At 60.5% G+C, this 24274-nt stretch carries 16 protein-coding genes; 8 read left to right on the top strand and 8 right to left on the bottom strand.

The window, feature by feature from the left end; genetic code table 11:
* Positions 1 to 80: 80 nt before the first annotated feature.
* Entirely contained in the window at positions 81 to 2492 is a 2412-nt protein-coding gene (locus CKW30_RS20385; protein WP_095181723.1) for a glucose/quinate/shikimate family membrane-bound PQQ-dependent dehydrogenase, read from the top strand.
* 206 nt (positions 2493 to 2698) lie between these two features.
* Here CKW30_RS20385 and CKW30_RS20380 read toward each other — a convergent pair whose 3' ends face one another.
* On the bottom strand, positions 2699 to 2887 hold the full coding sequence (locus CKW30_RS20380) for a hypothetical protein (RefSeq protein WP_041479908.1): 189 nt from the start codon (positions 2885 to 2887) through the stop codon (positions 2699 to 2701).
* 396 nt (positions 2888 to 3283) lie between these two features.
* Between CKW30_RS20380 and lon the strand changes: the two genes are divergently transcribed.
* From lon to cmoB, 4 genes are all read left to right on the top strand, one after another.
* Positions 3284 to 5698 (top strand): endopeptidase La, encoded by a 2415-nt coding sequence (gene lon / locus CKW30_RS20375; protein WP_095181722.1) that lies wholly within the window; start codon positions 3284 to 3286, stop codon positions 5696 to 5698.
* A 216-nt stretch (positions 5699 to 5914) separates the two neighbouring features.
* The gene (locus CKW30_RS20370; protein ID WP_056790115.1) at positions 5915 to 6307 is read left to right on the top strand and encodes a protease inhibitor I42 family protein; all 393 of its coding nucleotides are present in this window, start codon (positions 5915 to 5917) and stop codon (positions 6305 to 6307) included.
* A gap of 195 nt (positions 6308 to 6502) precedes the next feature.
* The gene (cmoA, locus tag CKW30_RS20365) at positions 6503 to 7246 is read left to right on the top strand and encodes a carboxy-S-adenosyl-L-methionine synthase CmoA (RefSeq protein ID WP_095181721.1); all 744 of its coding nucleotides are present in this window, start codon (positions 6503 to 6505) and stop codon (positions 7244 to 7246) included.
* Positions 7243 to 8199 carry a tRNA 5-methoxyuridine(34)/uridine 5-oxyacetic acid(34) synthase CmoB gene (gene cmoB, locus CKW30_RS20360; protein WP_095181720.1) on the top strand — a complete coding sequence of 319 codons (957 nt, stop codon included), beginning with the start codon at positions 7243 to 7245 and terminating at the stop codon, positions 8197 to 8199. The genes cmoA and cmoB overlap by 4 nt, the downstream gene beginning before the upstream one ends.
* A gap of 166 nt (positions 8200 to 8365) precedes the next feature.
* On the opposite strand, the gene tadA is transcribed toward cmoB, so the two are convergent.
* The 7 genes from tadA to treP form a co-directional block, all read right to left on the bottom strand.
* Positions 8366 to 8866: a tRNA adenosine(34) deaminase TadA gene (gene tadA / locus CKW30_RS20355; protein WP_095181719.1), complete on the bottom strand. Its 501-nt coding sequence runs from the start codon at positions 8864 to 8866 to the stop codon at positions 8366 to 8368.
* Positions 8866 to 10242: a multicopper oxidase family protein gene (locus CKW30_RS20350; protein ID WP_041479914.1), complete on the bottom strand. Its 1377-nt coding sequence runs from the start codon at positions 10240 to 10242 to the stop codon at positions 8866 to 8868. Before CKW30_RS20350 ends, tadA begins: the two co-directional genes overlap by 1 nt.
* 117 nt (positions 10243 to 10359) lie before the next feature.
* The gene (locus CKW30_RS20345) at positions 10360 to 10650 is read right to left on the bottom strand and encodes a PTS transporter subunit EIIB (RefSeq protein ID WP_095181718.1); all 291 of its coding nucleotides are present in this window, start codon (positions 10648 to 10650) and stop codon (positions 10360 to 10362) included.
* 2 nt (positions 10651 to 10652) lie between these two features.
* Positions 10653 to 13181, bottom strand: a complete 2529-nt coding sequence (gene ptsP, locus CKW30_RS20340) for a phosphoenolpyruvate--protein phosphotransferase (RefSeq protein ID WP_095181717.1) — start codon at positions 13179 to 13181, stop codon at positions 10653 to 10655.
* Positions 13182 to 13231: 50 nt separating this feature from the next.
* Positions 13232 to 14455 carry a carbohydrate porin gene (locus CKW30_RS20335; RefSeq protein ID WP_095181716.1) on the bottom strand — a complete coding sequence of 408 codons (1224 nt, stop codon included), beginning with the start codon at positions 14453 to 14455 and terminating at the stop codon, positions 13232 to 13234.
* Between the two features lie 107 nt (positions 14456 to 14562).
* Positions 14563 to 16209, bottom strand: a complete 1647-nt coding sequence (gene treC / locus CKW30_RS20330; protein ID WP_095181715.1) for an alpha,alpha-phosphotrehalase — start codon at positions 16207 to 16209, stop codon at positions 14563 to 14565.
* A gap of 118 nt (positions 16210 to 16327) precedes the next feature.
* Entirely contained in the window at positions 16328 to 17770 is a 1443-nt protein-coding gene (gene treP, locus CKW30_RS20325) for a PTS system trehalose-specific EIIBC component (protein ID WP_095181714.1), read from the bottom strand.
* A 235-nt stretch (positions 17771 to 18005) separates the two neighbouring features.
* Between treP and treR the strand changes: the two genes are divergently transcribed.
* From treR to CKW30_RS20310, 3 genes are all read left to right on the top strand, one after another.
* Positions 18006 to 18710: a trehalose operon repressor gene (treR, locus tag CKW30_RS20320; RefSeq protein ID WP_041479920.1), complete on the top strand. Its 705-nt coding sequence runs from the start codon at positions 18006 to 18008 to the stop codon at positions 18708 to 18710.
* Between the two features lie 176 nt (positions 18711 to 18886).
* The gene (locus CKW30_RS20315; protein WP_252878846.1) at positions 18887 to 21004 is read left to right on the top strand and encodes a TerD family protein; all 2118 of its coding nucleotides are present in this window, start codon (positions 18887 to 18889) and stop codon (positions 21002 to 21004) included.
* 116 nt (positions 21005 to 21120) lie between these two features.
* Positions 21121 to 24249, top strand: coding sequence for a membrane-targeted effector domain-containing toxin (locus CKW30_RS20310; RefSeq protein ID WP_095181713.1), 3129 nt, complete (start codon positions 21121 to 21123; stop codon positions 24247 to 24249).
* The last annotated feature ends 25 nt before the right edge of the window (positions 24250 to 24274 follow it).

Genomic DNA, 24274 nt, shown 5'->3' with positions numbered 1-24274 from the left:
ATCTGAACCATGCCTGCGCCAGATCGTCATCTAAAGTGACTACAGCGCGGGACTACATAAACGTCACGGAGAATCACACTATGAGCACCGAAAGTGCTTCGAGTCGGGGCCGTCTGCTACCGGGCCTGCTCGGCATCCTGCTTCTACTGATGGGCCTGGCCATGCTGGCCGGGGGAGTCAAGCTGAGCATGCTCGGCGGCTCGCTTTACTATCTGCTGGCCGGTATCGGCATCGCGCTGAGCGGCATTCTGCTGCTGATGCGCCGCCGCGCGGCACTGGGCCTGTACGCCATCGTGCTGTTTGCCAGCACTGTCTGGGCATTGTGGGAAGTCGGTCTGGACTGGTGGCAACTGGTGCCGCGTCTGGCGCTGTGGTTTGTCCTCGGTTTCGTGATGCTGCTGCCGTGGTTCCGTCGTCCGCTGCTGCTCAACGGCCCGGCGAAAATCGGCACTGGCGGCCTGACCGTCGCTGTGATCCTGGCCGGCGTTACCGCTCTGGCCAGCCTCTTCACCCACCCGGGCGAAACCTTCGGTGAACTGGGCCGCGACACCGCCGACATGACCAGCACCGCACCGGCCATGCCGGATGGCGACTGGCAAGCGTACGGTCGCACCGAGTTCGGTGACCGCTACTCGCCGCTCAAGCAGATCACCCCGGAAAATGTCGGCAAGCTGCAAGAAGCCTGGCGCATCCAGACCGGCGACCTGCCAACTGCGGATGACCCGGTCGAGCTGACCAACGAAAACACCCCGCTCAAAGCCAACGGCATGGTCTACGCCTGCACCGCGCACAGCAAAGTGCTGGCACTGGACCCGGACACCGGCAAGGAAATCTGGCGCTTCGATCCACAGATCAAGAGCCCGGTCGGCTTCAAGGGCTTCGCCCACATGACCTGCCGTGGCGTGTCGTACTACGACGAAGCCGCCTATGCCAAGTCTGAAAATGCCGGTTCCGCTGTCATCTCTGAAGCCGGCCAGGCCGTTGCTCAGGCCTGCCCGCGTCGCCTGTACCTGCCAACCGCCGATGCCCGCCTGATCGCACTGAACGCCGACACCGGCAAGATCTGCGAAGGCTTCGGCACCAACGGCGTGGTCGACCTGACCCAAGGCATCGGCCCGTTCACCGCCGGCGGCTACTACTCCACCTCGCCAGCAGCGATTACCCGTGATCTGGTGATCATGGGCGGTCACGTCACCGACAACGAGTCGACCAACGAGCCATCGGGCGTGATCCGCGCCTTCGACGTGCGCGATGGGCACCTGGTGTGGAACTGGGACAGCGACAAGCCGGACGCCACCGAGCCATTGGCCCCGGGCGAAACCTACAGCCGCAACTCGGCGAACATGTGGTCGCTGGCCAGCGTCGATGAAAAACTCGGCATGGTCTACCTGCCACTGGGCAACCAGACCCCTGACCAATGGGGCGGCAACCGCACCCCGGGCGCCGAGAAATTCAGCGCCGGCCTCGTCGCGTTGGACCTGGCTACCGGTAAAGTGCGCTGGAACTACCAGTTCACCCACCACGACCTGTGGGACATGGACGTGGGCAGCCAGCCTACCCTGCTCGACATGAAAACCGCTGACGGCGTGAAACCTGCGCTGATCGCTCCGACCAAACAGGGCAGCCTGTACGTCCTCGACCGTCGTGACGGCACGCCGATCATTCCGATCAAGGAAATCCCGGTTCCGCAGGGCGCCGTGAAAGGCGACCACACCGCACCGACCCAGGCCCGTTCGGACCTCAACCTGCTGGCCCCGGAACTGACCGAAAAAGCCATGTGGGGCGCCAGCCCGTTCGACCAGATGCTGTGCCGCATCCAGTTCAAGGAACTGCGTTACGAAGGTCAGTACACCCCGCCATCGGAACAGGGCAGCCTGATCTATCCGGGTAACGTCGGCGTGTTCAACTGGGGCGGCGTCTCGGTCGACCCGGTTCGCCAACTGCTGTTCACCAGCCCGAACTACATGGCCTTCGTCTCGAAAATGGTGCCACGCGAGCAAGTCGAAGCCGGCAGCAAGCGCGAGAGCGAAACCTCGGGCGTGCAGCCAAACACTGGCGCGCCATACGCGGTGATCATGCACCCGTTCATGTCGCCACTCGGCGTACCGTGCCAGGCCCCGGCCTGGGGCTACGTCGCCGGTATCGACCTGACCACCGGCAAAGTCGTGTGGAAACGCAAGAACGGCACCAGCCGCGACAGCTCGCCAATCCCGATCGGCTTCACCCTCGGCGTACCGAGCATGGGCGGTTCGATGGTCACTGCCGGCGGCGTCGGCTTCCTCAGCGGCACCCTCGACCAGTACCTGCGCGCCTATGACGTGAATACCGGTAAAGAACTGTGGAAATCGCGCCTGCCAGCAGGCGGCCAAGCGACTCCGATGACCTACACCGGCAAGGACGGCAAGCAATACGTGCTGCTCGTTGTTGGCGGTCACGGCTCGCTGGGCACCAAGATGGGTGACTACATCATTGCGTACAAACTGCCGGAATAAGCGGTAGCGGCGGTAAAAAAAGAAGGCGCCACCCTGTGAGGGGTGGCGCCTTTTTGCATGGAGGCGTGCCCAACATGCTCCATTCGCACCAAGGTGTATGGCATCAATGAAGTCTGTCCACTTCGCCTTGGGCAATTCGGTGCTTTCAAGAAAAAATCAAAAGATCGCAACCTTCGAACGCTTGTCGTCAGCGTGACCCGACAGAATCAAAAGGCTTTTCCTCCATTTGCCATCCGTTGCAATCGATCGATGATCAGTTGCTCGGCATGCTTGCGGGTTTCCAGCAACAAACTCTTATCCGTTTCGCTGTAGATCACCTGGAAACGCAAACCCGGCGTGTCGGAAGAATATTCGCGAATGATGAAATCCCTGTATTTCGTATCGGTATGACTCATGGTTCGATTCCTTGACGTTGGTAAATTCTCGAACACCTCTCTGTCGTTCGAGATTGAACCGCAATCTTCGGCCGATTGAGTCAGTTGTCTACTGTCAGAAATTACAGGGATTCAAGGCCAGTTCGAAATAAGCCGAACGGAATCCATCAAAACTCCATTTAATAGTTAAAGCTAACCAACACTCGCGTTTTTCGCTAGTTATGCACAGACATTGTTAGATTCCACTAGGCATCCGTGCCGACCTGAAGGATCTTGCCACCGGCCCAAAGGCCGCCAAGGCTAACAAGGTCAAAAACTTTGCAAACCTGAACACACAAGCAGAAACACACCCGCCCCATTGAAACCACCCCACCCCTGCCCCATCTAAGACCCCATACCCCATTGCGCAGGTGCCCCATGACCGACCAGCAAGATCGCCCGGACAACCACGACGATTACGAAACCGACCACATCGAACACACCTCCTCCGGCACCGGCCTGGCGCTGCCCGGGCAAAACCTGCCGGACAAGGTCTACATCATTCCGATCCACAACCGTCCGTTCTTCCCGGCCCAGGTCCTGCCGGTCATCGTCAACGAAGAACCGTGGGCCGAAACCCTCGAACTGGTCAGCAAATCCGAACACCACTCCCTGGCCCTGTTCTTCATGGACACGCCCCAGGAAGACCCGCGCCACTTCGACACCGGCGCCCTCCCCGAATACGGCACGCTGGTCAAGGTGCACCACGCCAGCCGCGAAAACGGCAAACTGCAATTCGTCGCCCAAGGCCTGAGCCGTGTGCGCATCAAGACCTGGCTCAAACACCACCGCCCGCCGTACCTGGTCGAAGTCGAATACCCTCACCAGCCCACCGAGCCGACCGACGAGGTCAAGGCCTATGGCATGGCGCTGATCAATGCGATCAAGGAATTGTTGCCGCTCAACCCGCTGTACAGCGAAGAGCTGAAGAACTACCTCAACCGCTTCAGCCCCAACGACCCATCGCCGCTGACCGACTTCGCCGCCGCCCTGACCTCCGCCACCGGCCCCGAACTGCAAGAAGTGCTCGACTGCGTGCCGATGCTCAAGCGCATGGAAAAAGTTCTGCCGATGCTGCGCAAGGAAGTCGAAGTCGCGCGCCTGCAGAAAGAAATTTCCGCCGAAGTCAACCGCAAGATCGGCGAGCATCAGCGTGAGTTCTTCCTCAAGGAGCAACTCAAGGTCATCCAGCAGGAACTCGGCCTGACCAAGGACGACCGCAGCGCCGACCTCGAACAGTTCCAGCAGCGCCTCGAAGGCAAAACCCTGCCGGCGCAAGTGCAGAAGCGCCTCGAGGAAGAAACCCACAAACTGTCGATCCTCGAAACCGGCTCGCCGGAATACGCCGTCACGCGCAATTATCTGGACTGGGCAACATCGGTGCCGTGGGGCGTGTACGGCGAGGACAAACTCGACCTCAAGCACGCACGCAAAATCCTCGACAAGCACCATGCGGGTCTGGACGACATCAAGGATCGCATCCTCGAATTCCTCGCCGTCGGTGCGTACAAAGGCGAGATCAGCGGCTCGATCGTGTTGCTGGTCGGCCCACCGGGCGTGGGTAAAACCAGCGTCGGCAAATCCATCGCCGAATCCCTCGGGCGTCCGTTCTACCGCTTCAGCGTCGGCGGCATGCGCGACGAGGCCGAAATCAAGGGCCACCGCCGCACCTACATCGGCGCCCAACCGGGCAAACTGGTGCAGGCGTTGAAAGACGTCGAAGTGATGAACCCGGTGATCATGCTCGACGAGATCGACAAGATGGGCCAGAGCTACCAGGGCGACCCGGCCTCGGCGCTGCTGGAAACTCTCGATCCTGAGCAGAACGTCGAATTTCTCGACCACTACCTCGACCTGCGCATGGACTTGTCGAAAGTCCTGTTCGTCTGCACCGCCAATACCCTGGATTCAATTCCCGGCCCACTGCTGGACCGGATGGAAGTGATTCGCCTGTCCGGCTACATCACTGAAGAAAAAGTCGCCATCGCCAAGCGTCACTTGTGGCCGAAACTGCTGGAAAAGGCTGGAGTATCAAAAGGCAGCCTGAGCATCAGCGACACCGCGCTCAAAGCCCTGATCGACGGCTATGCCCGCGAAGCCGGCGTGCGCCAGCTGGAAAAGCAGATGGGCAAACTGGTGCGCAAAGCGGTGATGAAGCTGATCGACGATCCGAAAGCGGTGATCAAACTCGGGCCGAAAGACCTCGAAGCCTCGCTGGGCCATCCGGTGTTCCGCAACGAACAAGTGCTGTCCGGCACCGGCGTGATTACCGGTCTGGCCTGGACCAGCATGGGCGGCGCGACCTTGCCGATCGAAGCCACGCGGATTCATACGCTCAACCGGGGCTTCAAGCTCACCGGGCAATTGGGCGATGTGATGAAGGAATCGGCGGAGATCGCCTACAGCTACGTCAGCTCGCACCTCAAGCAATTCGGTGGTGATGCGAAGTTCTTCGACGAAGCCTTCGTCCACCTGCATGTACCGGAAGGCGCAACGCCGAAGGACGGTCCGAGCGCTGGCGTGACCATGGCCAGCGCCCTGCTCTCGCTTGCACGTAATCAGCCGCCGAAAAAAGGCGTGGCGATGACTGGCGAACTGACCCTGACCGGGCATGTATTGCCGATCGGCGGCGTGCGCGAAAAGGTCATCGCAGCGCGCCGGCAGAAGATTTTCGAATTGATTCTGCCGGAGCCGAACCGGGGTAATTTCGACGAGTTGCCGGATTATCTGAAGGAAGGGATAACCGTGCACTTTGCCAAGCGGTTTGCGGACGTGGCGAAGGTGCTCTTCTGACAATCATGTAGTGCCTGATGTACCGCTATCGCTGGCAAGCCAGCTCCCACAATGTTCAATGTGCCCACAAATCTTGTGGTCAACCGAGAAACCTGTGGGAGCTGGCTTGCCAGCGATGGCTTCAGTGCTGCCAACACGGAACTCCCTGACCGTCACACTTTGTCCCATCTTCAGTTATGCTCGCCGTTCGTCGTAACCGCCGGAGCTGCTGACCTTATGTCCCCCATTCGCCTGTTTCTCCCCCTCGCCCTTTCCTTGCTGGCGGCCTGCGCCACGCAACCGAAACACAACGTGACTGTGGAAAAACAAAGCGAATGTCCCGTGCGGCTCAACGTCGGGCAAAACCTGATCATCAGCCTGCCAAGCAACCCGACCACCGGCTACCGCTGGGCGATTCAGGATTCAGCTGGCGGCGTGTTGCGCGCCCTCAGCCCCGAGGTTTACAGCAATCCGGAAGATGCCGGCGTGGTTGGCGCAGCGGGGGTTTCGACCTGGCGCTTCCAGGCCTTCGCAGCAGGCACCGGGCGTTTGCGCCTGACCTCGCAACAACCGTGGGCACCGGAAGTGCTGCCTGTTGAGACCTTCGACTGCGCCATTTCGGTGAACTGACTGCAGCTTCTTCGCGAGCAGGCTCGCTCCGACAGATCACCGCGCCCCCCCTGTGGGAGCGAGCCTGCTCGCGAAAGCCATATCCCGGACGGCGAGAATTACACCCGGTTCGGTGCTTTATCAGACAACCCAAGCATCCCCGCGCCACTTTGGCTAAAATGCCGGCCTTTTCCACCGACACCGCCGGACGCCGCCGTGAGCAAAGAACCCGATCGCCTATTCGCCCAGCCTTTGGCCCAGGTGCCTGACTTCGCCTTCAATGAAGACGTGGTGCGGGTGTTCCCGGACATGATCAAGCGCTCGGTGCCGGGTTACCCGACCATCGTCGAAAACCTCGGCGTGCTCGCGGCGCAATTCGCCCAGCCGAACAGCGTGCTCTACGACCTCGGCTCGTCGCTCGGCGCAGTGACTCAAGCCCTGCGCCGCCATGTGCGCACCGACGGCTGCCGGGTTATTGCTGTGGATAACTCGGCGGCGATGGTCGAGCGTTGCCGCGAGTATCTCAATGGTCAGGATTCGATGTTCCAGGAACTGCTGCCGGTCGAGGTGATCGAGGGCGATATCCTCGCGCTGGAGTTTCAACCGGCCTCGGTGGTGGCGCTGAACTTCACTCTGCAATTCATTGCCCCGGCCCAGCGCACCGCGTTGCTCTCGCGCATTCGCCAATCGTTGTTGCCCGGCGGCGCGCTGATTCTCTCGGAGAAGCTGCGCTTCAACGATGCCGAAGAGCATGCGCTGCTCACCGATCTGCACGTAGCGTTCAAACGCGCCAACGGCTACAGCGAACTGGAAATCGCCCAGAAGCGCAGCGCCATCGAAAACGTCATGAAGCCCGACAGCCTCGGAGAACACCGCGAACGCCTGCTGGCCGCCGGGTTCTCGAAAGTCGTGCCGTGGTTCCAGTGTCTTAACTTTGCCTCGTTGATTGCCTTGCCATGATTGATCTGTCCCCCCTCGCCCGGCGTCTGGCCGGTACTCCGCTGGCCGAATGGGCCAACACGCTGCAAGCGCAACTCGACAAGAAAATGGACAAAGGCCACGGCGATCTGGAGCGCTGGCAAAGTGCGCTGGACGCCTTGCCGAAGATCCAGCCAAGCGAAGTCGACCTGCTCAACGGCCTGAAACTCGACACCGATTGCGACGACGACACCCGCGCGCAGATGCGCACCGCGCTGATGGGCCTGTCGCCGTGGCGCAAAGGGCCGTTCGATCTGTTCGGTGTGCATGTCGACACCGAATGGCGCTCGGACTGGAAGTGGTCGCGGGTCTCCCCGCACCTCGACCTGAAGGGCAAACGCATCCTCGATGTCGGTTGCGGCAACGGCTACTACATGTGGCGCATGCTCGGCGCCGGCGCCGACAGCGTGATCGGGGTCGACCCGAACTGGCTGTTCTTCTGCCAGTTCCAGGCGGTGCAGCGTTACTTGTCCGAGCCGAATGCCTGGCACCTGCCGTTCCCGTTTGAAGACCTGCCGCCGAATCTGGAAGGCTTCGACACAGTATTTTCCATGGGCGTGTTCTATCACCGTCGCTCGCCGATCGAGCATTTGCTGGCGCTGAAGGATTGCCTGGTCAAGGGCGGCGAACTGGTGCTGGAAACCCTCGTGGTCGAAGGCGACAAGCATCAGGTGCTGGTGCCGGAAGATCGCTACGCGCAGATGCGCAACGTGTGGTTTTTGCCGTCGGTGCCGGCGCTGGAATTGTGGCTGCGCAGAGCCGGATTCAGCGATATTCGTTGTGTGGATGTCAGTACCACGACGGTGGAAGAACAACGCGGGACCGAGTGGATGAAGTATCAGTCGCTGAGCGATTTTCTTGATCCCGAGGATCACAGCAAAACCATTGAAGGGCTGCCGGCGCCGATGCGGGCAGTTATCGTCGCCAGGAAGTAAGCGTATTTTCCCATGACCGCGGTGGGCCTACCCCTCACCCCAGCCCTCTCCCCAGGGAGAGGGAGCTGATTGTTGAGCTTTTCAAAACTTGAGTCCGACTCGGTATTTCAGGTCGGCGGACTTGGTCCATTCAACTCGGTCGGTCCCCTCTCCCTCTGGGAGAGGGTTAGGGTGAGGGGTTTTTAGTGCGTCTGGCGCGGAAAAACTCGGTCAGCACCGCACCACATTCTTCTGCCAGCACACCGCCCTCATACAACACCCGGTGATTCAAAAAAACCTGGGTAAAAAACTGCCCCTGACTCTGCACAATCCCGGCCTTGGGTTCCAGCGCGCCGTACACCACCCGCGCCACCCGCGAATGCACGATCAGCCCGGCGCACATGCTGCAAGGCTCCAGCGTCACATACAGCGTGCTGCCCGGCAGCCGATAGTTATCCACGGCCTGCGCGGCGGCGCGGATCGCGACCATTTCGGCGTGGGCACTCGGGTCGCTGGTGCTGATCGGGCAATTGAAGCCGCGACCGATGATCACGCCATCCTGCACCAGCACCGCGCCCACCGGCACCTCACCGAGGGCGGCGCCCTGTGCGGCGAGGGTCAGGGCTTCGCGCATGAAGTCGCGGTCGCGGCTGCGGTCGATGATCGCCGCCGGGCGGATCTGGCGCATCACTTCACCTCGATCGCGGCCATCAGGCCGGTTTCCATGTGGTCGATGACATGGCAGTGGAACATCCACACCCCCGGGTTATCCGCCACCAGCGCCACTTGCGCACGCTCGTTCTTGCCCAGCAGATAGGTGTCGGTGAAATACGGCACGACTTTGTGCCGGTTCGACGCGATCACCTTGAAGCTCATGCCGTGCAGGTGGATCGGGTGCTGGTACTGGGTCATGTTCTTCAATTCGAAAATATAGCTCTGGCCCAGTTTCAGGCTGGCAATCGGTCGGTCAGCACAGGTCTTGTCGGTGATGTCCCAGGCCTTGCCGTTGATCTGCCACAGGCTCGGCGGTTTGCCGTTTTCGGTGTTCACCGAGACCGAGCCGACCCATTCGAAATTGAAGTTGAGTTTCTCGGCATTGGCCAGGTCCGGCTCGGCCACCGGGTTGGCCGGCAGGGCCTTCGGCCAGTCCGTCGGCGCATCGGTGTTGGCGACTGAACGCAGCGTACCCAGACGCACCGGGCCGTTGCGCAGCGACAACTCTTCACCGGCCGCCGGCGCCTTGATCGCCAGGCAAATGCGCATGCCGGGGCCGAGCCAGTATTCCTTGCCCAACGGGCGCGGCTCGACCGGGTTGCCATCCAGCGCGTAGATTTTCGCTTCGACACCGGGGATGTTGATGCGATAGGTCAGGGTGTTGTCGAGATTAAGCAGACGCACCCGAGTGACCTGCCCGGCCGGCAGATCAATCACCGGCAGCGGCACACCATTGATCGTCGACAAGCGCCCGGCGGTACCGCCACGGGCCGCTTCGCGGGGGATGCTGAACTCGACGAACTGGCCTTGCTCGTCGACATGCCAGTTCTTCAGGCTCAGGGTTTTCTCGTACTTGAAACCGGTCGGCTCGCGTTCCTCGATGATCAGCGGCCCGACCAGACCACGTCCGAGTTCTTCGCTGCTGCTGACATGCGGGTGATACCAATAGCTGCCGGCGTCCGGCACGCGGAATTTATAGTCGAAGTATTCGCCCGGCAGCACCGGCAACTGCGATACGTAGGGCACGCCGTCCATTTCCAGCGGCAGACGGATGCCGTGCCAGTGAATGGTAGTCGCCACCGGCAGGTGATTGATGAAGCGCACCCGCAACCATTCACCCTGGCGCACGCGCAACTCGGTGCCCGGCGCCGACGGGCCGAACGCCCAGGCCTCGGTCTTGTGGCCCGGCACCAGTTCGACATCCAGCGGCGCGGCGATCAGTTCATAGTCGTGGCCGGCCTCGGCGTCGGCCATCTTGCCCAGCCAGTAACGCGACGCGCCTCCCGCGCCCACGCCAACGACAACAAGACCGGCCAGGCCACCGAGGATTTGGCGACGGGTAAAGGACATGAACTCAACTACCTCACGTATCAGCGACAGACCCCGAGGGACCTGCAAAAGGCGAATACGATACACCCGCAGTTGAGAAACAGTAAGGGCGACCTGCGGCCGCACGTCTTGTCGGCCTTATGCGCGCAGCCCGGTAATCAGGTGCAGCACGCCGCCCTCAAGCGGCATGACGCCCGCCACACCGGCCACACTCAGGGCCTGACGGTCGACCCGTGCCGCGTCGTGCAGCGCCACGCGCACCCGAGTCAGCGCCACCGGTTGCTGCGACTTGAGGTTATCCACACCGCCCAGCGCCGCAACAATCTCGGCGCTCAGGCCGGCAATCGGTTCGGCGACGGCTTTCACCTCATCCGGGACCAGATCCGGTGTCAGTGCTTTCCAGAATGCCTGCTGCAATTTGTCGAACATGTTCAATTCTCCATTACCGGCGAGGCATCGACTTTCGCCTCATGAAACCGCTGCAAGGCTTCGCGCACGTCGGCGGCGCTTTCCAGGTTCGAGACCTGTTCGGCGATGATTCGACAGTCGGCCAGATTCACCTCGCGCACCGCCGACTTGATCGCCGGAATCAACGGCACACTTACTGACAGCTCATCCACACCCAGCCCCAGCAGCAGCGGCACGGCAAGGCGTTCAGACGCCATGGCGCCGCAGACGCCGACCCATTTGCCGTGGGCATGCGCAGCCTTCACCGTCATGGCAATCAGGCGCAGTACCGAGGGATGAAAGCTGTCCGCCTGACTGGCCAGACGCGGATGATCGCGGTCCATGGCCAGGGTGTATTGGGTGAGGTCGTTGGTGCCGATGGAGAAAAAATCCACGTGCGGCGCCAGCACATCGGCCATCAGCGCAGCGGCAGGCACTTCGATCATGATTCCCAGCTTTGGCAGGTGCGCCAGGCCCAGCACCCGCGCTTCTTGCTCGAGAATCTGCCGCGCCAGACGCAGTTCGGCCAAATTCGTGACCATCGGCAACATGATGTGCAGACGCGTCAGTTCACAGCAGGCGAGGATTGCACGGAACTGCTCGCGCAACAGTTGCGGTCGCTCAAGGCACAGACGAATGCCGCGCAAACCAAGGAAGGGATTGGTTTCGCTGTCCATCGGCACGTAGGCCAGCGGCTTGTCGCCACCGACATCGAGGGTGCGCACCACCAGATTGTGTGCCGGCCCGATGGTGCGCGCGATGGCGCTATAAGTGGCCACCTGTTCGTCATGGCTCGGCGCCTGTTGACGGCCCAGGTAGAGAAATTCCGAACGCAGCAGCCCCACGCCACTCGCGCCCAGCTCCATGGCCTGGGCGGTTTCGCCCTGCGAGGCAACGTTGGCGGTGACTTCGATGTGCTGACCGTCACGGGTGCAGGCCGCCTCGCTGGCCTGCGCCAGCTCCTGCTGATGACGCTGGCGCTGGCGCTCATGCCGCGTGCGCAATTGATCAATGGACTCGGCGTCCGGGTGCAACTGCAATTCGCCTTTATCGGCATCGAGCAGCACCCGCGTGCCGTTGCCGAGCCCGAGCATTTGCGCCGGCATGCCGCAGATCGCCGGTAAACCGCAGGCTCGCGCGAGGATCGCGACATGGCTGGTGGCGCCACCGCCGACGGTGGCAAACCCAAGCACCTTGCGCGTATCGAGTCCGGCGGTCTGGGACGGGGTCAGCTGATCGGCGATCAGAATGGTGTCGTCCGGCAACTCCAGCGCTTGCTCGTGAACACCGAGGATCAGCTTCAGCACGCGCTGGCCGACATCATCCAGATCCGCCGCGCGCTCGGCCAGCAAGGCATTGCCCAGCGAGCGAAACATCGCCGCCGTTGCGTCGGTGCTGGTCTTCCAGGCAAACGCCGCGCTGTTGCCCGCGTCGATCAGCGCCCGGGCCTGATCCAGCAGGCTCGGGTCGGCCAGCAGTTCCTGATGCGCCTTGAAGATCTCCGCCTGCGCTAGGCCGCTGGCGGTGTCGCGTAGATGCTGCAGGGCCATGTCGGCTTCGATCAGGGCTTGGCTCAACGCCTCCAGTTCAACTGGCGGCTCGGCGCCGAACTCGTTGACCATGAGCGACGCTTCGACAATCTGCATGACTTGCCCCAACGCCGAACCGGGCGAGGCGCAGACACCGCGCAGGATGTTCGGCATTTCTGCTGCATCGACTTCGACCGGCGCGGGCGCTTTGACCGCTTCGCCACAGCCTTCGCTCAGCAAGCGTGTCAGCGCATCGACGGCGGCTACGGCATCTTCGCCTTCGGCGCTGACCTGCACACTGTCGCCATGAGCCGTTTGCAACGCCATGATCGCCACCAGGGATTTGCCGTTGGCTTGAGCTTGCAGCTTGTGCAGATGGATGGTCGCTGAAAATGCTTTGGCCGCTTGGGCGAATACTGCCGCCGGCCGCGCGTGCAGGCCATTGGGATTGGGCAGATGGATCGGCTGCGAGAACACCGCGTCGCCCGGCACCGGCGCAGGATGTTCGCCGGCGGCTGCGCCGACCACGACGTCAAGCACTGGCTGGCCCACCTCGACCAACCCGGTTGAGCCAACGAGTGAATCGAACGGCTCGCCGCTGACCACCAGCATCAAGGTCAACAAACTGCGCGCGTGCAGGGCAATGTAGTCAGCATCGAAGTCGATCAGCGCCTGCCCCGCTTCGACCCGCTGCCCCGCGTCAACGCGGCGGGTGAATCCTTCGCCGGCGAGATTCACCGTGTCCAGGCCGATATGCATCAACACCTGAACACCCGCATCACTGGTGATGGTGAGCGCATGCCCGCTGGCCTGCACGTCGCTGACCACACCTGCAAGCGGTGCGCAGAGCGTTGACGAAGTCGGGTCGATGCACAAACCGTCGCCGATGATCCGCCCGGCAAACACCGGGTCGGGCACCTGGTCCAGCGCCATCAGCACGCCGGATAAAGGAGCCAGCAGCTGCAATTGTTGGGGTGTGGCCATGACATCACCTGAGCGTGTATTGATTGAATGAGCGGTCGCAGCCGCTTTGCTTATTTCCACCAGTATTCAACCTGCAGCCCGACATTGGCCCCGTGCCGTGCGTTGCCGAAGGCGCCGGTGTCGGACAGCGCCGAACCTTTGGCCAACAGGTTGGCGGCACGCTTGGCTGCCTGGTTCCAGCTGGCATAGGTGTAATAAAGACGTACTTCGGGCCGCGCCCAGAATTCCGGGCCTTTTGGTGACCAGGTCGGTGCAAAGGTGAACTTGCTCAGCTTGCGCGTGCCGTCCGCCGCCTCGACCTGATCGTGACCCAGTTCGGTCACCAGTTTGAACTGCTCGCTCAGTGCATAGGCCGGGCGCACACCGAGTGACAGCCAGTTCTGGTCGGCGTCGCCCTGACGAATGTCTTTCTGATACACCGCCTGGAATTGTCCGCCAAAACGTGGCGTCAGTTGCCAGTCGAAGAACTCGACGATGCGATAACTCTTGTTGCGGTCATCGAGCCTGACGTTACCGGTATAGCCCAATCCGGTGCCCGGCCCTTCACCGTATTGCAGCGCCAGTTTGTTCTTGCCGCCGAGAAAGTCCTGCTGCACGTGCTGAGTGGTAATCGCCCAGCCACGGTGGGCGTCGCGGCTGTCGGGCTTGTCGATGTAGCTGAGGCCGAACTCAAGTTCACCGCCCGGGTTACTGTTGAAACCGCCGACGTTGAAGTCGTGGCGGTTGATGTAATCCTTTTGGTAAAGGTTGTCCTTGCGCGAAAAGGCGTAGCTGTATTTCAGGCCACCGAGCAACACGTCTTCAATGCCTGCACCGGTGGCGCTCTGGTTCCAGTAATAGAAATCGGAAATATGGATGTCGTTACGTTTGTAGTAACGCCGCCCGGCCCACAGCGAGCCGCCGTTGAGCGCGGGCATCGCCGACCATTGCGCGTAAGCCTGGGGCAGGCGAGTCGAGCCGTTGTTTTCCTTGAACGTCAGGCTGCGGTCGTAGCGGTTGTACAGCGATGCCATGCCGTCGACGCTCAGCACCGAGCCGTCGTCGAGGGTGTACAGATCCTGGCGCAGCTCGAGCTCACCGTACTGCTCGCACTCGTTACCGAGGCGATATTTGGTCTGCGCGCCGGGCAACTGGAAACACGACTGGCTGCTGCTGTTGACCGAAGTACCGACACCGCTGCGCAGATAGCCGCCGAACTCCAGCGCCTGTGAGGACGTGGGCATTGCCAGACAAATCCCCGCGACTGCCAGGCTGTAATTTATGGTTGCTCTCATATATGCCACCCGTTGTTTTTATTGTGTGGTTGCAGGAATTCAGCGCGCACAAATCCCCCGCGCAGCGTTCTGCGTGTTTTTTCAAAGGTTGTTATTCAGTTAAAAAATCAGGGGTCGGTCAGGTGCAGCACGAAGGATTCGTAAGGTCGCAACTGCAGCAAACTCGTGCGTTGCGGGCAGTCCGGGTAGTTGCTGATCAGCAGGCGCTGCTCCTGGGCTTCGCCGATCAGCGCCGGTAGCTCGACCTCACAGGCAGTGCCATAGAAATTGTTCACCACTAACAAGCGTTCTCCCGTCCCCTCGCGCAGGTACGCCCAGACCTGTGGATGCTCCGGCAGTAGTTGGCGATAGACGCCATCGGAGATCAACGCTTCAGTGCGGCGCAAAGCGATCAGGCGCCGATAGTGATGCAGCACCGATTCCGGGTCGTGCAGTTGATGCGCGACGTTGATCTGTGCGGCATTGGCCGGCACGCCGATCCATGGGTCGCTGCGAGTGAAGCCGGCGTTGTGCCCGGCGTGCCAGTGCATCGGCGTGCGCCCGTTGTCGCGGGACTTCTGCATGATCGCCGCCATGTTGTCGAGGTCGCTTGCCCCGGCTTCACGCTTGAGGCGAAAGATATTCAGGGTCTCGACGTCACGGTATTGCTCGATGCTCTCGAACCCCGGATTGGTCATTCCCAATTCTTCGCCCTGATAAACGAAGGGCGTGCCCTGCAGAAAGTGCAGCGCAGTGCCGAGCATCTTCGCCGACAGCTCGCGGTACTCGCCGTCATTGCCAAACCGCGAGACCACGCGTGGCTGATCGTGGTTACACCAGAACAGCGCATTCCAGCCGCCACCCGCCTGCATGCCGGTCTGCCAGTCGGAGAGAATCTGCTTGAGCTGGAGGAAATCGAAATCGGCGCGCACCCACTTCTGCAGATTCGGGTAATCGACCTTCAGGTGATGAAAGTTGAAGGTCATCGACAGTTCTTTCGACTGCGGGTTGGAGTAACGAATGCAATGTTCGAGGCGGGTCGAAGACATTTCTCCGACATTGATCAGCTCATGCCCTTCGAAGACTTCGCGGTGCATCTGCTGCAAGTAGGTGTGCACGTTCGGCCCGTCGGTGTAGAAGCGCCGACCATCGCTGTCGTCCTCGGGGAAGTCCGCCGGTTTCGAGATCAGGTTGATCACGTCCAGACGAAAACCACCCACACCCTTGTCGCGCCAGAAGCGCATCATCTTGAACACTTCGTCGCGGACCTTGGGGTTGTCCCAATTGAGATCCGCCTGGGTGTGGTCGAACAGGTGCAGATAATACTGGCCGGTCTGCGCTTCGTACTCCCAGGCCGAGCCGCCGAATTTGGATTCCCAGTTGTTCGGCTGGTCGCGCCAGATATAGAAGTCGCGGTAAGGGTTGTCGAGGCTGCTGCGGGCCTGCTGGAACCAGACGTGCTCGATCGAGGTGTGGTTGACCACGATGTCGAGCATCAGCTTGATCCCGCGTTTGCCCGCTTCGGCGATCAGCAGTTCACAGTCGGCCATGCTGCCGTAGCTCGGATCGACCGCGTAGTAGTCGCTGATGTCGTAGCCGTTGTCGCGCTGCGGCGAGCGCAGGAACGGCGTGATCCACAGGTAATCGACTCCCAGCCATTGCAGGTAATCGAGCTTGGCGACGATGCCGAGCAGATCGCCGGTGGCGTTGCCGGCATGGCTGTGAAAGCTCTTCGGGTAGATCTGGTAGATCACCGAACGTTGCCAGTCTTGCATGGCGGATTTCCCTCTTGAATTTTACGATCTCTGTAGGAGCTGCCGGAGGCTGCGATCTTTCGATTTTGAAAGGCAAGATCAAAAGATCGCAGCCTCCGGCAGCTCCTACAGTTGAATTTCAGGCAACCCGGTAACCCGGGCGGATGATCTTCATGCTCAGCACGCAGGTCAGGGCAAACGGCACGAGCATAGCGATCAGCATCCCGATGACGAACATCGGGATGAACTGCGGAATGATCGAGATGAAACCGGGCAGGCCACCAACGCCAATGGCCGAGGCCTGGATCTTGTTCAGCGAGAGGAACATGCAGCCCAGCGCCGAACCGGCCAGCGCGGCGTAGAACGGAAACTTGTAGCGCAGGTTGACACCGAACATCGCCGGCTCGGTGATGCCGAAATACGCAGAAATCGCCGAGGTCGAGGCCATGCTCTTGTCCCGCGCATTGCGCGTCATCCAGAACACCGCCAGGGCCGCACTGCCCTGCGCCAGATTGGACATGACGATCATCGGCCAGATGAAGGTGCCGCCCTGGCTGGAGATCAGTTGCAGATCCACGGCGAGGAACATGTGGTGCATGCCGGTGATTACCAGCGGCGCATACAGCAAACCGAAAATCAGACCGCCCACCAACGGCGCCAGATCGAACAGCATCACCAGCCCTTCGGTGATGTAGATGCCGATATGCCGGGTCACCGGGCCGATGATTGCCAGCGCCAGCACGCCGGTGACAACGATGGTGGTGATCGGCACCACCAGCAACTGCACGGCGTTGGGCACTCGCGCCCGCAACCATTTTTCGATGACGCTCATCACGTACGCCGCCAGCAGGATCGGCAGGATCTGCCCCTGGTAGCCGACCTTTTCCACCTGGAACAGGCCGAGGATGTCGAAGTACGGCAGTTGCTGCCCGTCCAGCCCGGCCACGGCCTTGCCGTAATTCCAGGCATTGAGCAGGTCCGGGTGTACCAGCATCAGACCGAGGACAATGCCGAGGATTTCGCTGCCGCCGAAACGCTTGGCCGCCGACCAGCCGACCAGCGCAGGCAGGAACACGAACGAGGTGTTGGCCATCAGATTGATCAGGCTCCACAACCCGTCGAGGTTGGGATAGGCATCCAGCAGGGTCTGGCCCTCGATGAACATGCCCTTGGCACCGAGCAGGTTGTTGATGCCCATCAACAGGCCGGCAATGATCAGCGCCGGCAGGATCGGCATGAACACATCGGAAAACACCCGCACCAGCCGCTGCATGGCGTTTATCTTCTCGGCGCTTTTCTGTTTAACGTCGGCGATGGTCGATGCCGCCAGGCCCGTCTGCTGGCGCAGTTCGGCATAAACCTTTTCAACATCACCCGGGCCGATGACCACTTGATACAAGCCGCCGGTGAAGAACGAACCCTTGACCAGATCGACGCCATTGAGCGCGGCCACATTCACCAGCGCGGGGTTCTTCAGCGCCAGGCGCAAACGCGTCACGCAATGCGCCGCCTGCTCGATGTTGTCGCGGCCACCGAGGCTTTCCAGCAGCTCCTTGGCGATGTTCGGGTAGTCATGGCTCATGCTTGTTCTTCCGTCGTGGATTGTTGTTATTGGCAGCACGCCGAGAGGAAAAATACTCGTCTGTACGAGTTAATGCAACAACTCGTCTGTACGAGTTTGCGTCCGTGGATGAACATCAGAAAAATGCGGATTCTTCCTACTCTGACCTAAGATGTTTTCCTTCGTCCGCATGGACAAACCCCTACCCTGCCCTTAAGGTTCGGGGTTTTGAGCACCGTCGGCACAGAGTCCAGCCATGAGCAAATACAACCAGATCTACAGCGATTTGCTTGCCAGCATCACCACGCAGCGCCTGGAGCGCGGCGCCCGGCTGCCTTCCGAAACCGAGCTGATGGACACCTATCAGGCCAGCCGTGGCACGGTACGCAAGGCCATCGACCAGTTGCAGGAACGCGGTTTCGCTCAGAAGATTCACGGCAAAGGCGCGTTCGTGCTGGCGACCAACCCGATCGAATTCCAGCTCGGCGGCATCGTCAGTTTCCAGGAGACCCACCCGCGACTGGGCAACGACGTCAGCACCGAAGTGGTCGAGATGTGTCAGGTGCCGCTGGAAGGTGCGCTGCTTGAACATATCAATGCCGAGCCCGGCAGCCCGATCACCCGGATCAAGCGGGTGCGGCGCATCGACGGCAAACGCGTCATCCTCGACATCAACCACTTCGTCAGCGAGGTGATTCCCGACCTGTCTGCAGACATCGCCGAACATTCGATCTACGCCCACATCGAACAGACCCTGCAACTGCAGATCGCCTACGCCCAGCGCACCATCGAAGCCGTGCCGTGCAGCAAGGACGACCACCACCATCTGGACCTCGACGGCCAGAGCCATGTCATCGTGGTCAGCAACCAGACCTTCCTGCAGGACGGCCGCCAGTTCGAGTACACCGAATCGCGGCATACGCTGGACAAGTTCTATTTTTCGGATGTGGCGCGGCGCTGACGTTCGCCAACAGGCGAGCCCATTTCAAAATATGTGATTGGCTGACAAGCCGCGATGACCTCCGGTAGTATGCCGCCGTGGCTATGGAACACCTTCCTTCTATCCTCCATGAACTAGGGGTTCCGCTCTCCACACCGCGCCTGCTTATTGCAGGCGTTTTCGTATCGATTGCACAGGTGAGCATCAGCTCACTGGAAACGGCGACCAAGGAAGAAATCATGATCAATCAGGAGCTGTTCCTGCGGCGCCGTACAAAACTTCACGTCCCTGCCGGCTCTGGCGGAGCCACGCGCGCGCAGGTCGCATCAGCGGTCAAAGAAGTCGCGGCGTTTCGATATGTACTCTCTGAACCGCTGATCGAGCGAATCGGCATGCTCTCTGCGGTAGAACTCAAGAACTGGCTGCGTGAAGTCATTCGAGTCCTGCGCCGTCGCAGCGGTGCTCATGTACATCACCGACCGTTTTATCCTGACTTCCCCAATCAAGTCCTCGAAGCGACAGAGGCGGAGTTGTATCTCAACGCCGTCATTCACTACCACACACTTCGGCGCCTGCCACCCAGCGAACAGGTTCGGCCAGCCATGCTTGAAGGCAACTTCATCCATTGGGTCATCGAACCGGGAAGTGTCGGCGAGTTCGAGGCATTGCTCGAGCCGCTGGTCTCATCGCGCACCTCGCTGTCCGAAGAGGAAGCTGCGGATGTCAGCTGGTTTATCCGAACGTACAAAAGCGATGTGTTCCGTCTACTGCCCGAGACCGTTCCGTTTCGCGAGATTCGCGCGCTCGTTGGCGGCGCGCTAATCCTGCATATCGGCGACGATGCACAGGTTGAGGCTTTCCTTGAGCAAAATGTCGAAACGGCGACGGACGTGCTGCGCGTGGCGATCGCACTGCATGGTGGAGACGTGTCGCTGGCGACAGCGTTGACGCGCTTTAGCAAAATGAAACGTTCGATGCGTCGCAAGCTGTTGCGCCTGCTCGACCGCATGCCCAACGCTACCGAGGATGTGATGCGCCAGGCCGAACGCTGGAAACGTCTGGCCGAAGTCCTGCATCCAGGCGATTACGCTGAGAAGTATCCGCGAGCATTTGCGGCCATCACCGCAGCGCGACGCAATGATCCGCCGGCCTCGTTCGGGTCGCGTGTCGAAACCATGCTTGCCCAACGCCAGATCGCCGCGCTTACGTCGGTGCTGCAGGATCGTCCCGGAGAATTCGCGCGCCGTCTGGACGTGATGTTACGGCGTGCCACAGAACCGGACGCGGTGCTCGACGCCTTTGCGGCTGTCGCGGCGCAAGTGTCCTCACCTGTGCTGCTGCAATTACTGGCCCAGGTAAATGCCCCGCGCCCCCTGCCCTTGCGAGCGTTCACACCTAAAGGAGCGCTGGCGAAAGTCTTCGGCACTGCTGATCGTCGAGAGTCGATCGCACCGCAGGTATTGGCACGTGCCGCACAGATTTGCGAGAACGCCCTGATCGCACGTTTCGCGTCGCTGCCACCGCTGGGCCGCTGCTTTGTCGATCCGGCATTGCGCGAATACCGGGTGCCATTGGCACAGCGCGCCGCAGCGAAGTCACTGCGAACACTTGTACGCGGCAGTCGCTTGCCAATGCCCGATACGCGATTCATTCGCCTATTCCTGTGGTGGAAGAACGGTCGTGACCGCACGGACATCGACTTGTCCGCCGCCTTCTTCGACAGCGACTTCGTCTTCAAGGAAGCGGTCGCCTATTACAACCTCAAAGGTTATGGCGGTTACCACAGCGGCGACATCGTCGACGCGCCTAATGGCGCTTCCGAGTTCATCGACCTCGACCTTGATGCTCTCGTCAAAAAGGGCGTCCGCTATGTCGTCACGTCCCTCAACTCATTTACCTGGCAGCCATATTGTGACCTTCCTGAATGCTTCGCGGGCTGGATGGCCCGCGCCGATACGGCATCTGGCGAAGTGTTCGAGCCGCGCACCGTAGTCGACCGCATCGATATCGCCTCCGACACGAGTATCTGCCTGCCATTCGTGATGGACCTGGTGGAACGTCGCATGATCTGGGCCGATCTGGGGCTGACTTCATCGCCCCGCTGGAACAACGTCGACAACAACCTCAGCGGAGTTTCGTTGATGCTGCGCGCCCTGGTGCATACACCAAGGCCGGACCTGCACACGCTTTTCGATTTACACGTGCGAGCACGAGGCGAACGAGTGGCCTCTGCAGAGCAGGCGCAGAGGGTGTTCGCACCTGAACAAGGGCTGACTCCGTTCGATACGGATCTTATTCGGTCTGAATATCTTTGATATCTGCGAAGGCATTGGCTCACTTTCAAAAGGACAACACGCGATAACCGGCTAACACCCTCCCCTTGAGCGCATGGGCCATCTTCTGCCTTTGTGTCTCAAGGATGAACACCCGAATGACCACTGCCGAACGTCGTCTGCTGCCAAACGCAGCGGACAAAACCGCCCTCAAAGCCATCGCCACTACCATTGTGCAGAACTGCCCAAGCCTGCTGGATGAGGCCCGGCTAGTCGCGATCGAACTGCTGACCGCCAAGGGCCTATCTGGCCTTGATCCCGACCAGGTTTATTTCCATCGTTTCAAAACGGCGCAAAGCAGCACGCTGACCTTTACCGGTTGGGAGCACTTGCTGGAAAAGCCTTATGAAACGCTCACCCTCACGCAACTGGTCGTCCATCGATTTCGCGCCACCGACCAAGACAACGCAGATTTGCTGGGCCTTTACTGCGGCTTCTACTCGGATGGCCCGGGCGCGGAGAATTTCAATCAGAGCAACGAAGTGCGACTGCTTGGCAGCGATGTGCTGAAGGCATTCTGGGCCGTTGATTTCAGCACGCGTTACAGCGGTCAATTGACCAAATTCTGGCAAACCTCGTCGGACGATTTCCGCGCCCTGGCCAAGTGCAACTTCCTCAGTCAGGCGGTGCAGGCGCTGCAACAGGGGGACGTTGACGGCAATGATTTTCAACGCATCGTCACCTCGCTGATCGGCCCCGTAAGCTGGCCGGTAACCCTGCAAATGCTCCGATCGACGTACCCGGTCGGCGCGCAAGTGCGCACGCTGGATCTGGACGGTCACGTTGCCACCAACGTGCTGCGTCTGGTCGAAGACAGTGGCCGGCAGACCCTTTACCTGCCGGGACAGGCCCAGGCCTTTCGGCTGATGGACACTGCCGCGGATCTGCACTGGTGGCTGCTTGAGCAGATGAATTCAGAGCAGAAACGCTCTTTGTTTCTCAAGCACTTCTCGCTGGCTGACAGCAATCACATCACCGAGAACCTCACTGATCTGATGAACCGTTTGGTGAGCACCTGGGGCCACAGCGATCATCGAATGATCAACCGCAGCAACGTTGCGATCAGCGGTGACGCCTTCACGTGGTTAAGCGAGTCGACCCGCACGGGCATGGTTGCCGAGGCGCATCTGGTGCTCACGTCCAACAGTGACCTGCGCAAGAAACTCTGGACCGGCTATCTGAGCGCCGGGCTGAAAGTGTTCGGCCCGATGGCGGCCGTGGGCTGGCCTGCAGCTTTGCCGTTGATTGGGGCGGGCGTCGTCAACACGGGGCTGAACATCGATCAGGCGATCAACGGCATTACGGCGACCGAGCGTAGAGCCGGGGTTATCGGTGCGGTGCTCAGCGCTATCGAAACCGTATTCAATGTTCCGTTCCTGATTGGCACTGGCGCGCAGTTGGAAGTTGGGCCACAGGTTGAGTATGCCGAGGCTGAAGAGATGCGCGGGCTGATCGAACTTACTTCGGCTGACTCGCGGTCATTGCCGCCTCTGGATCCCCCGCCCGTCACGTCGTCCAATGAAACTGCCAGCGAGTTGGCAAACGAAATCCCCGGCGAAACGGCATTCGTCGATGTCACTGAGCCATTGATTACGCCTGCTCCGCGGCAAGGTTCGACTTTTGCGCAAGTACCGGCCAGCTATCGATGCAACGAGTTACTTGCGCAACACGCTGTAGAGGCGACGCCGGGGAAATACGAAGGCATCTACCGCCTCGACAAAGAACCCGGTCATGCCATCGAAATGGATGGCGCCGCCTATTACGTGCGCTACTTCGCCGACTCGCACGACGGTGGCAACTGGGCAATCATCAATCCCGAGCGTCCCAATCAGTTCGCTTATTCGTTGCCGGTCCGCCTGGGAAGCGCCGGCAAGTGGGAGCGCATGCCAGCGCTGCGGCTGCGCGGAGGCGGTCAATGCGTGGGCAAGGCATGTTTGCCGGAGACTGATGTGAGCTCAACCGAGGCAACACCGTCGGTGGACCTGCCACGCGTCGAACCGCTTCCAGGCGTTCCGTGTCCGCTACGCCCGGCTACGAAGCTCAAAGGTATCTCAGAGACGGAAATACCCGGAATGAGAAGATGGGCAATGAACTTGCCCAACCCTTCTGCCGAGACCACAAGCGCCGGACGCCGCTATCTGCTGGCTACCGACCGCTACGTGGCCCATTTCGGCGAACAACGCACGGCTCTGCTGAACGACGCCGAAGCATTCTACCGGGAGTTGAAATGGATCAACCTGCCCCAGCGCCCGGTCATTCCGCCCGTCAGTCCGCAGATGGAGATCGATGAGTTGATTGATCTCATCTTTGCCAATACCGATGGACTGGCCGTCGGTGAAACCCTCGATCGCATCGCCAGCACGCGCTTCATGATCGAGAACATGCCAACGTTCGCGCGGCATATCAAAACCCTCTACGTGCGTGGATTGCTGAGTGATTTCGCCCAGGATGACCTCAACCATTTCTACCTGTCGGGGGACATGTCAGAAGACCTCAGTACCTATTTGTCCAGCCTGGGCACTGACTCTGAGAACCGGTTCAACATGCTCGAATTGATCCGGGCTGCCCAAGCCAATGGCGTCCGGGTTCATGGGCTGGATGCAGCAGAAACCTGCACGCTGAAAGTCCCGCTCACGTCGATCGAAGAGCAGATGATCAAGGCGCGCCTCGCAACGCAGATCATGGAGCGTGACAAGCTGCTCAACAGACCCGGCAAGTGGGTGGCTCTGGTCGATGCCACGAATACCAATACCTTCAGAGATCTGGCAGGCATAAGCGAACTTCGGGGCGGCATCGGTTTGCGCATCGAAGAAGTCTGGCCCGACGAGGTGGCCGACCTCAGGATCGACCCGGGAGTGGAAGTCGCTCGCGGCCCGTTTTACAACGGGGCGACGACAAACAGCGCCTTCGACCCTCTGTTCGCTGACCTGCGATTGCAGGTCAAGGCCCCCGTGCCGCCATGGAATGATGCAACGCTGGAAAAGCTTCTGCCTCGCAATGGCATGTTCGTGATACGGAAAACAGAACCAAGCACATACACACTCGTGCGGCGCAACAGCGCCAGCAACATCGTGCAAACAAGGGTGCATTGCACCGCAGATGGCCGGTTTTATATCTGGGACCAGTCGATGCGTCGCATCTCCGGCATGGTCTTCCGCGACATCGCCGCAGTAGCCGAGCGCCTGATCGAGCTCGGCATGACCCTGCAAAGTCGTTTACCCGCCTGACCTGTTTTCAGGGCCCTGAAACGAA

It is taken from the genome of Pseudomonas sp. Irchel 3F6, assembly GCF_900187595.1.
Classification (GTDB): domain Bacteria; phylum Pseudomonadota; class Gammaproteobacteria; order Pseudomonadales; family Pseudomonadaceae; genus Aquipseudomonas; species Aquipseudomonas siliginis.
The sequence above is the reverse complement of the archived record's forward strand: the minus strand, read 5'-3'. Positions and strand labels throughout refer to the sequence as shown.

What these genes read in the sequence shown, in the direction of transcription:
- CKW30_RS20310 (WP_095181713.1), top strand. Translation starts at nt 21,121, where the DNA reads ATGACCACTGCCGAACGTCGTCTGCTGCCAAACGCAGCGGACAAAACC.
- treC (WP_095181715.1), bottom strand. Translation starts at nt 16,209, where the DNA reads ATGCAAGACTGGCAACGTTCGGTGATCTACCAGATCTACCCGAAGAGC.
- CKW30_RS20380 (WP_041479908.1), bottom strand. Translation starts at nt 2,887, where the DNA reads ATGAGTCATACCGATACGAAATACAGGGATTTCATCATTCGCGAATAT.
- CKW30_RS20350 (WP_041479914.1), bottom strand. Translation starts at nt 10,242, where the DNA reads ATGTCCTTTACCCGTCGCCAAATCCTCGGTGGCCTGGCCGGTCTTGTT.
- cmoB (WP_095181720.1), top strand. Translation starts at nt 7,243, where the DNA reads ATGATTGATCTGTCCCCCCTCGCCCGGCGTCTGGCCGGTACTCCGCTG.
- CKW30_RS20370 (WP_056790115.1), top strand. Translation starts at nt 5,915, where the DNA reads ATGTCCCCCATTCGCCTGTTTCTCCCCCTCGCCCTTTCCTTGCTGGCG.
- treP (WP_095181714.1), bottom strand. Translation starts at nt 17,770, where the DNA reads ATGAGCCATGACTACCCGAACATCGCCAAGGAGCTGCTGGAAAGCCTC.
- treR (WP_041479920.1), top strand. Translation starts at nt 18,006, where the DNA reads ATGAGCAAATACAACCAGATCTACAGCGATTTGCTTGCCAGCATCACC.
- lon (WP_095181722.1), top strand. Translation starts at nt 3,284, where the DNA reads ATGACCGACCAGCAAGATCGCCCGGACAACCACGACGATTACGAAACC.
- tadA (WP_095181719.1), bottom strand. Translation starts at nt 8,866, where the DNA reads ATGCGCCAGATCCGCCCGGCGGCGATCATCGACCGCAGCCGCGACCGC.
- CKW30_RS20335 (WP_095181716.1), bottom strand. Translation starts at nt 14,455, where the DNA reads ATGAGAGCAACCATAAATTACAGCCTGGCAGTCGCGGGGATTTGTCTG.
- ptsP (WP_095181717.1), bottom strand. Translation starts at nt 13,181, where the DNA reads ATGGCCACACCCCAACAATTGCAGCTGCTGGCTCCTTTATCCGGCGTG.
- CKW30_RS20345 (WP_095181718.1), bottom strand. Translation starts at nt 10,650, where the DNA reads ATGTTCGACAAATTGCAGCAGGCATTCTGGAAAGCACTGACACCGGAT.
- CKW30_RS20385 (WP_095181723.1), top strand. Translation starts at nt 81, where the DNA reads ATGAGCACCGAAAGTGCTTCGAGTCGGGGCCGTCTGCTACCGGGCCTG.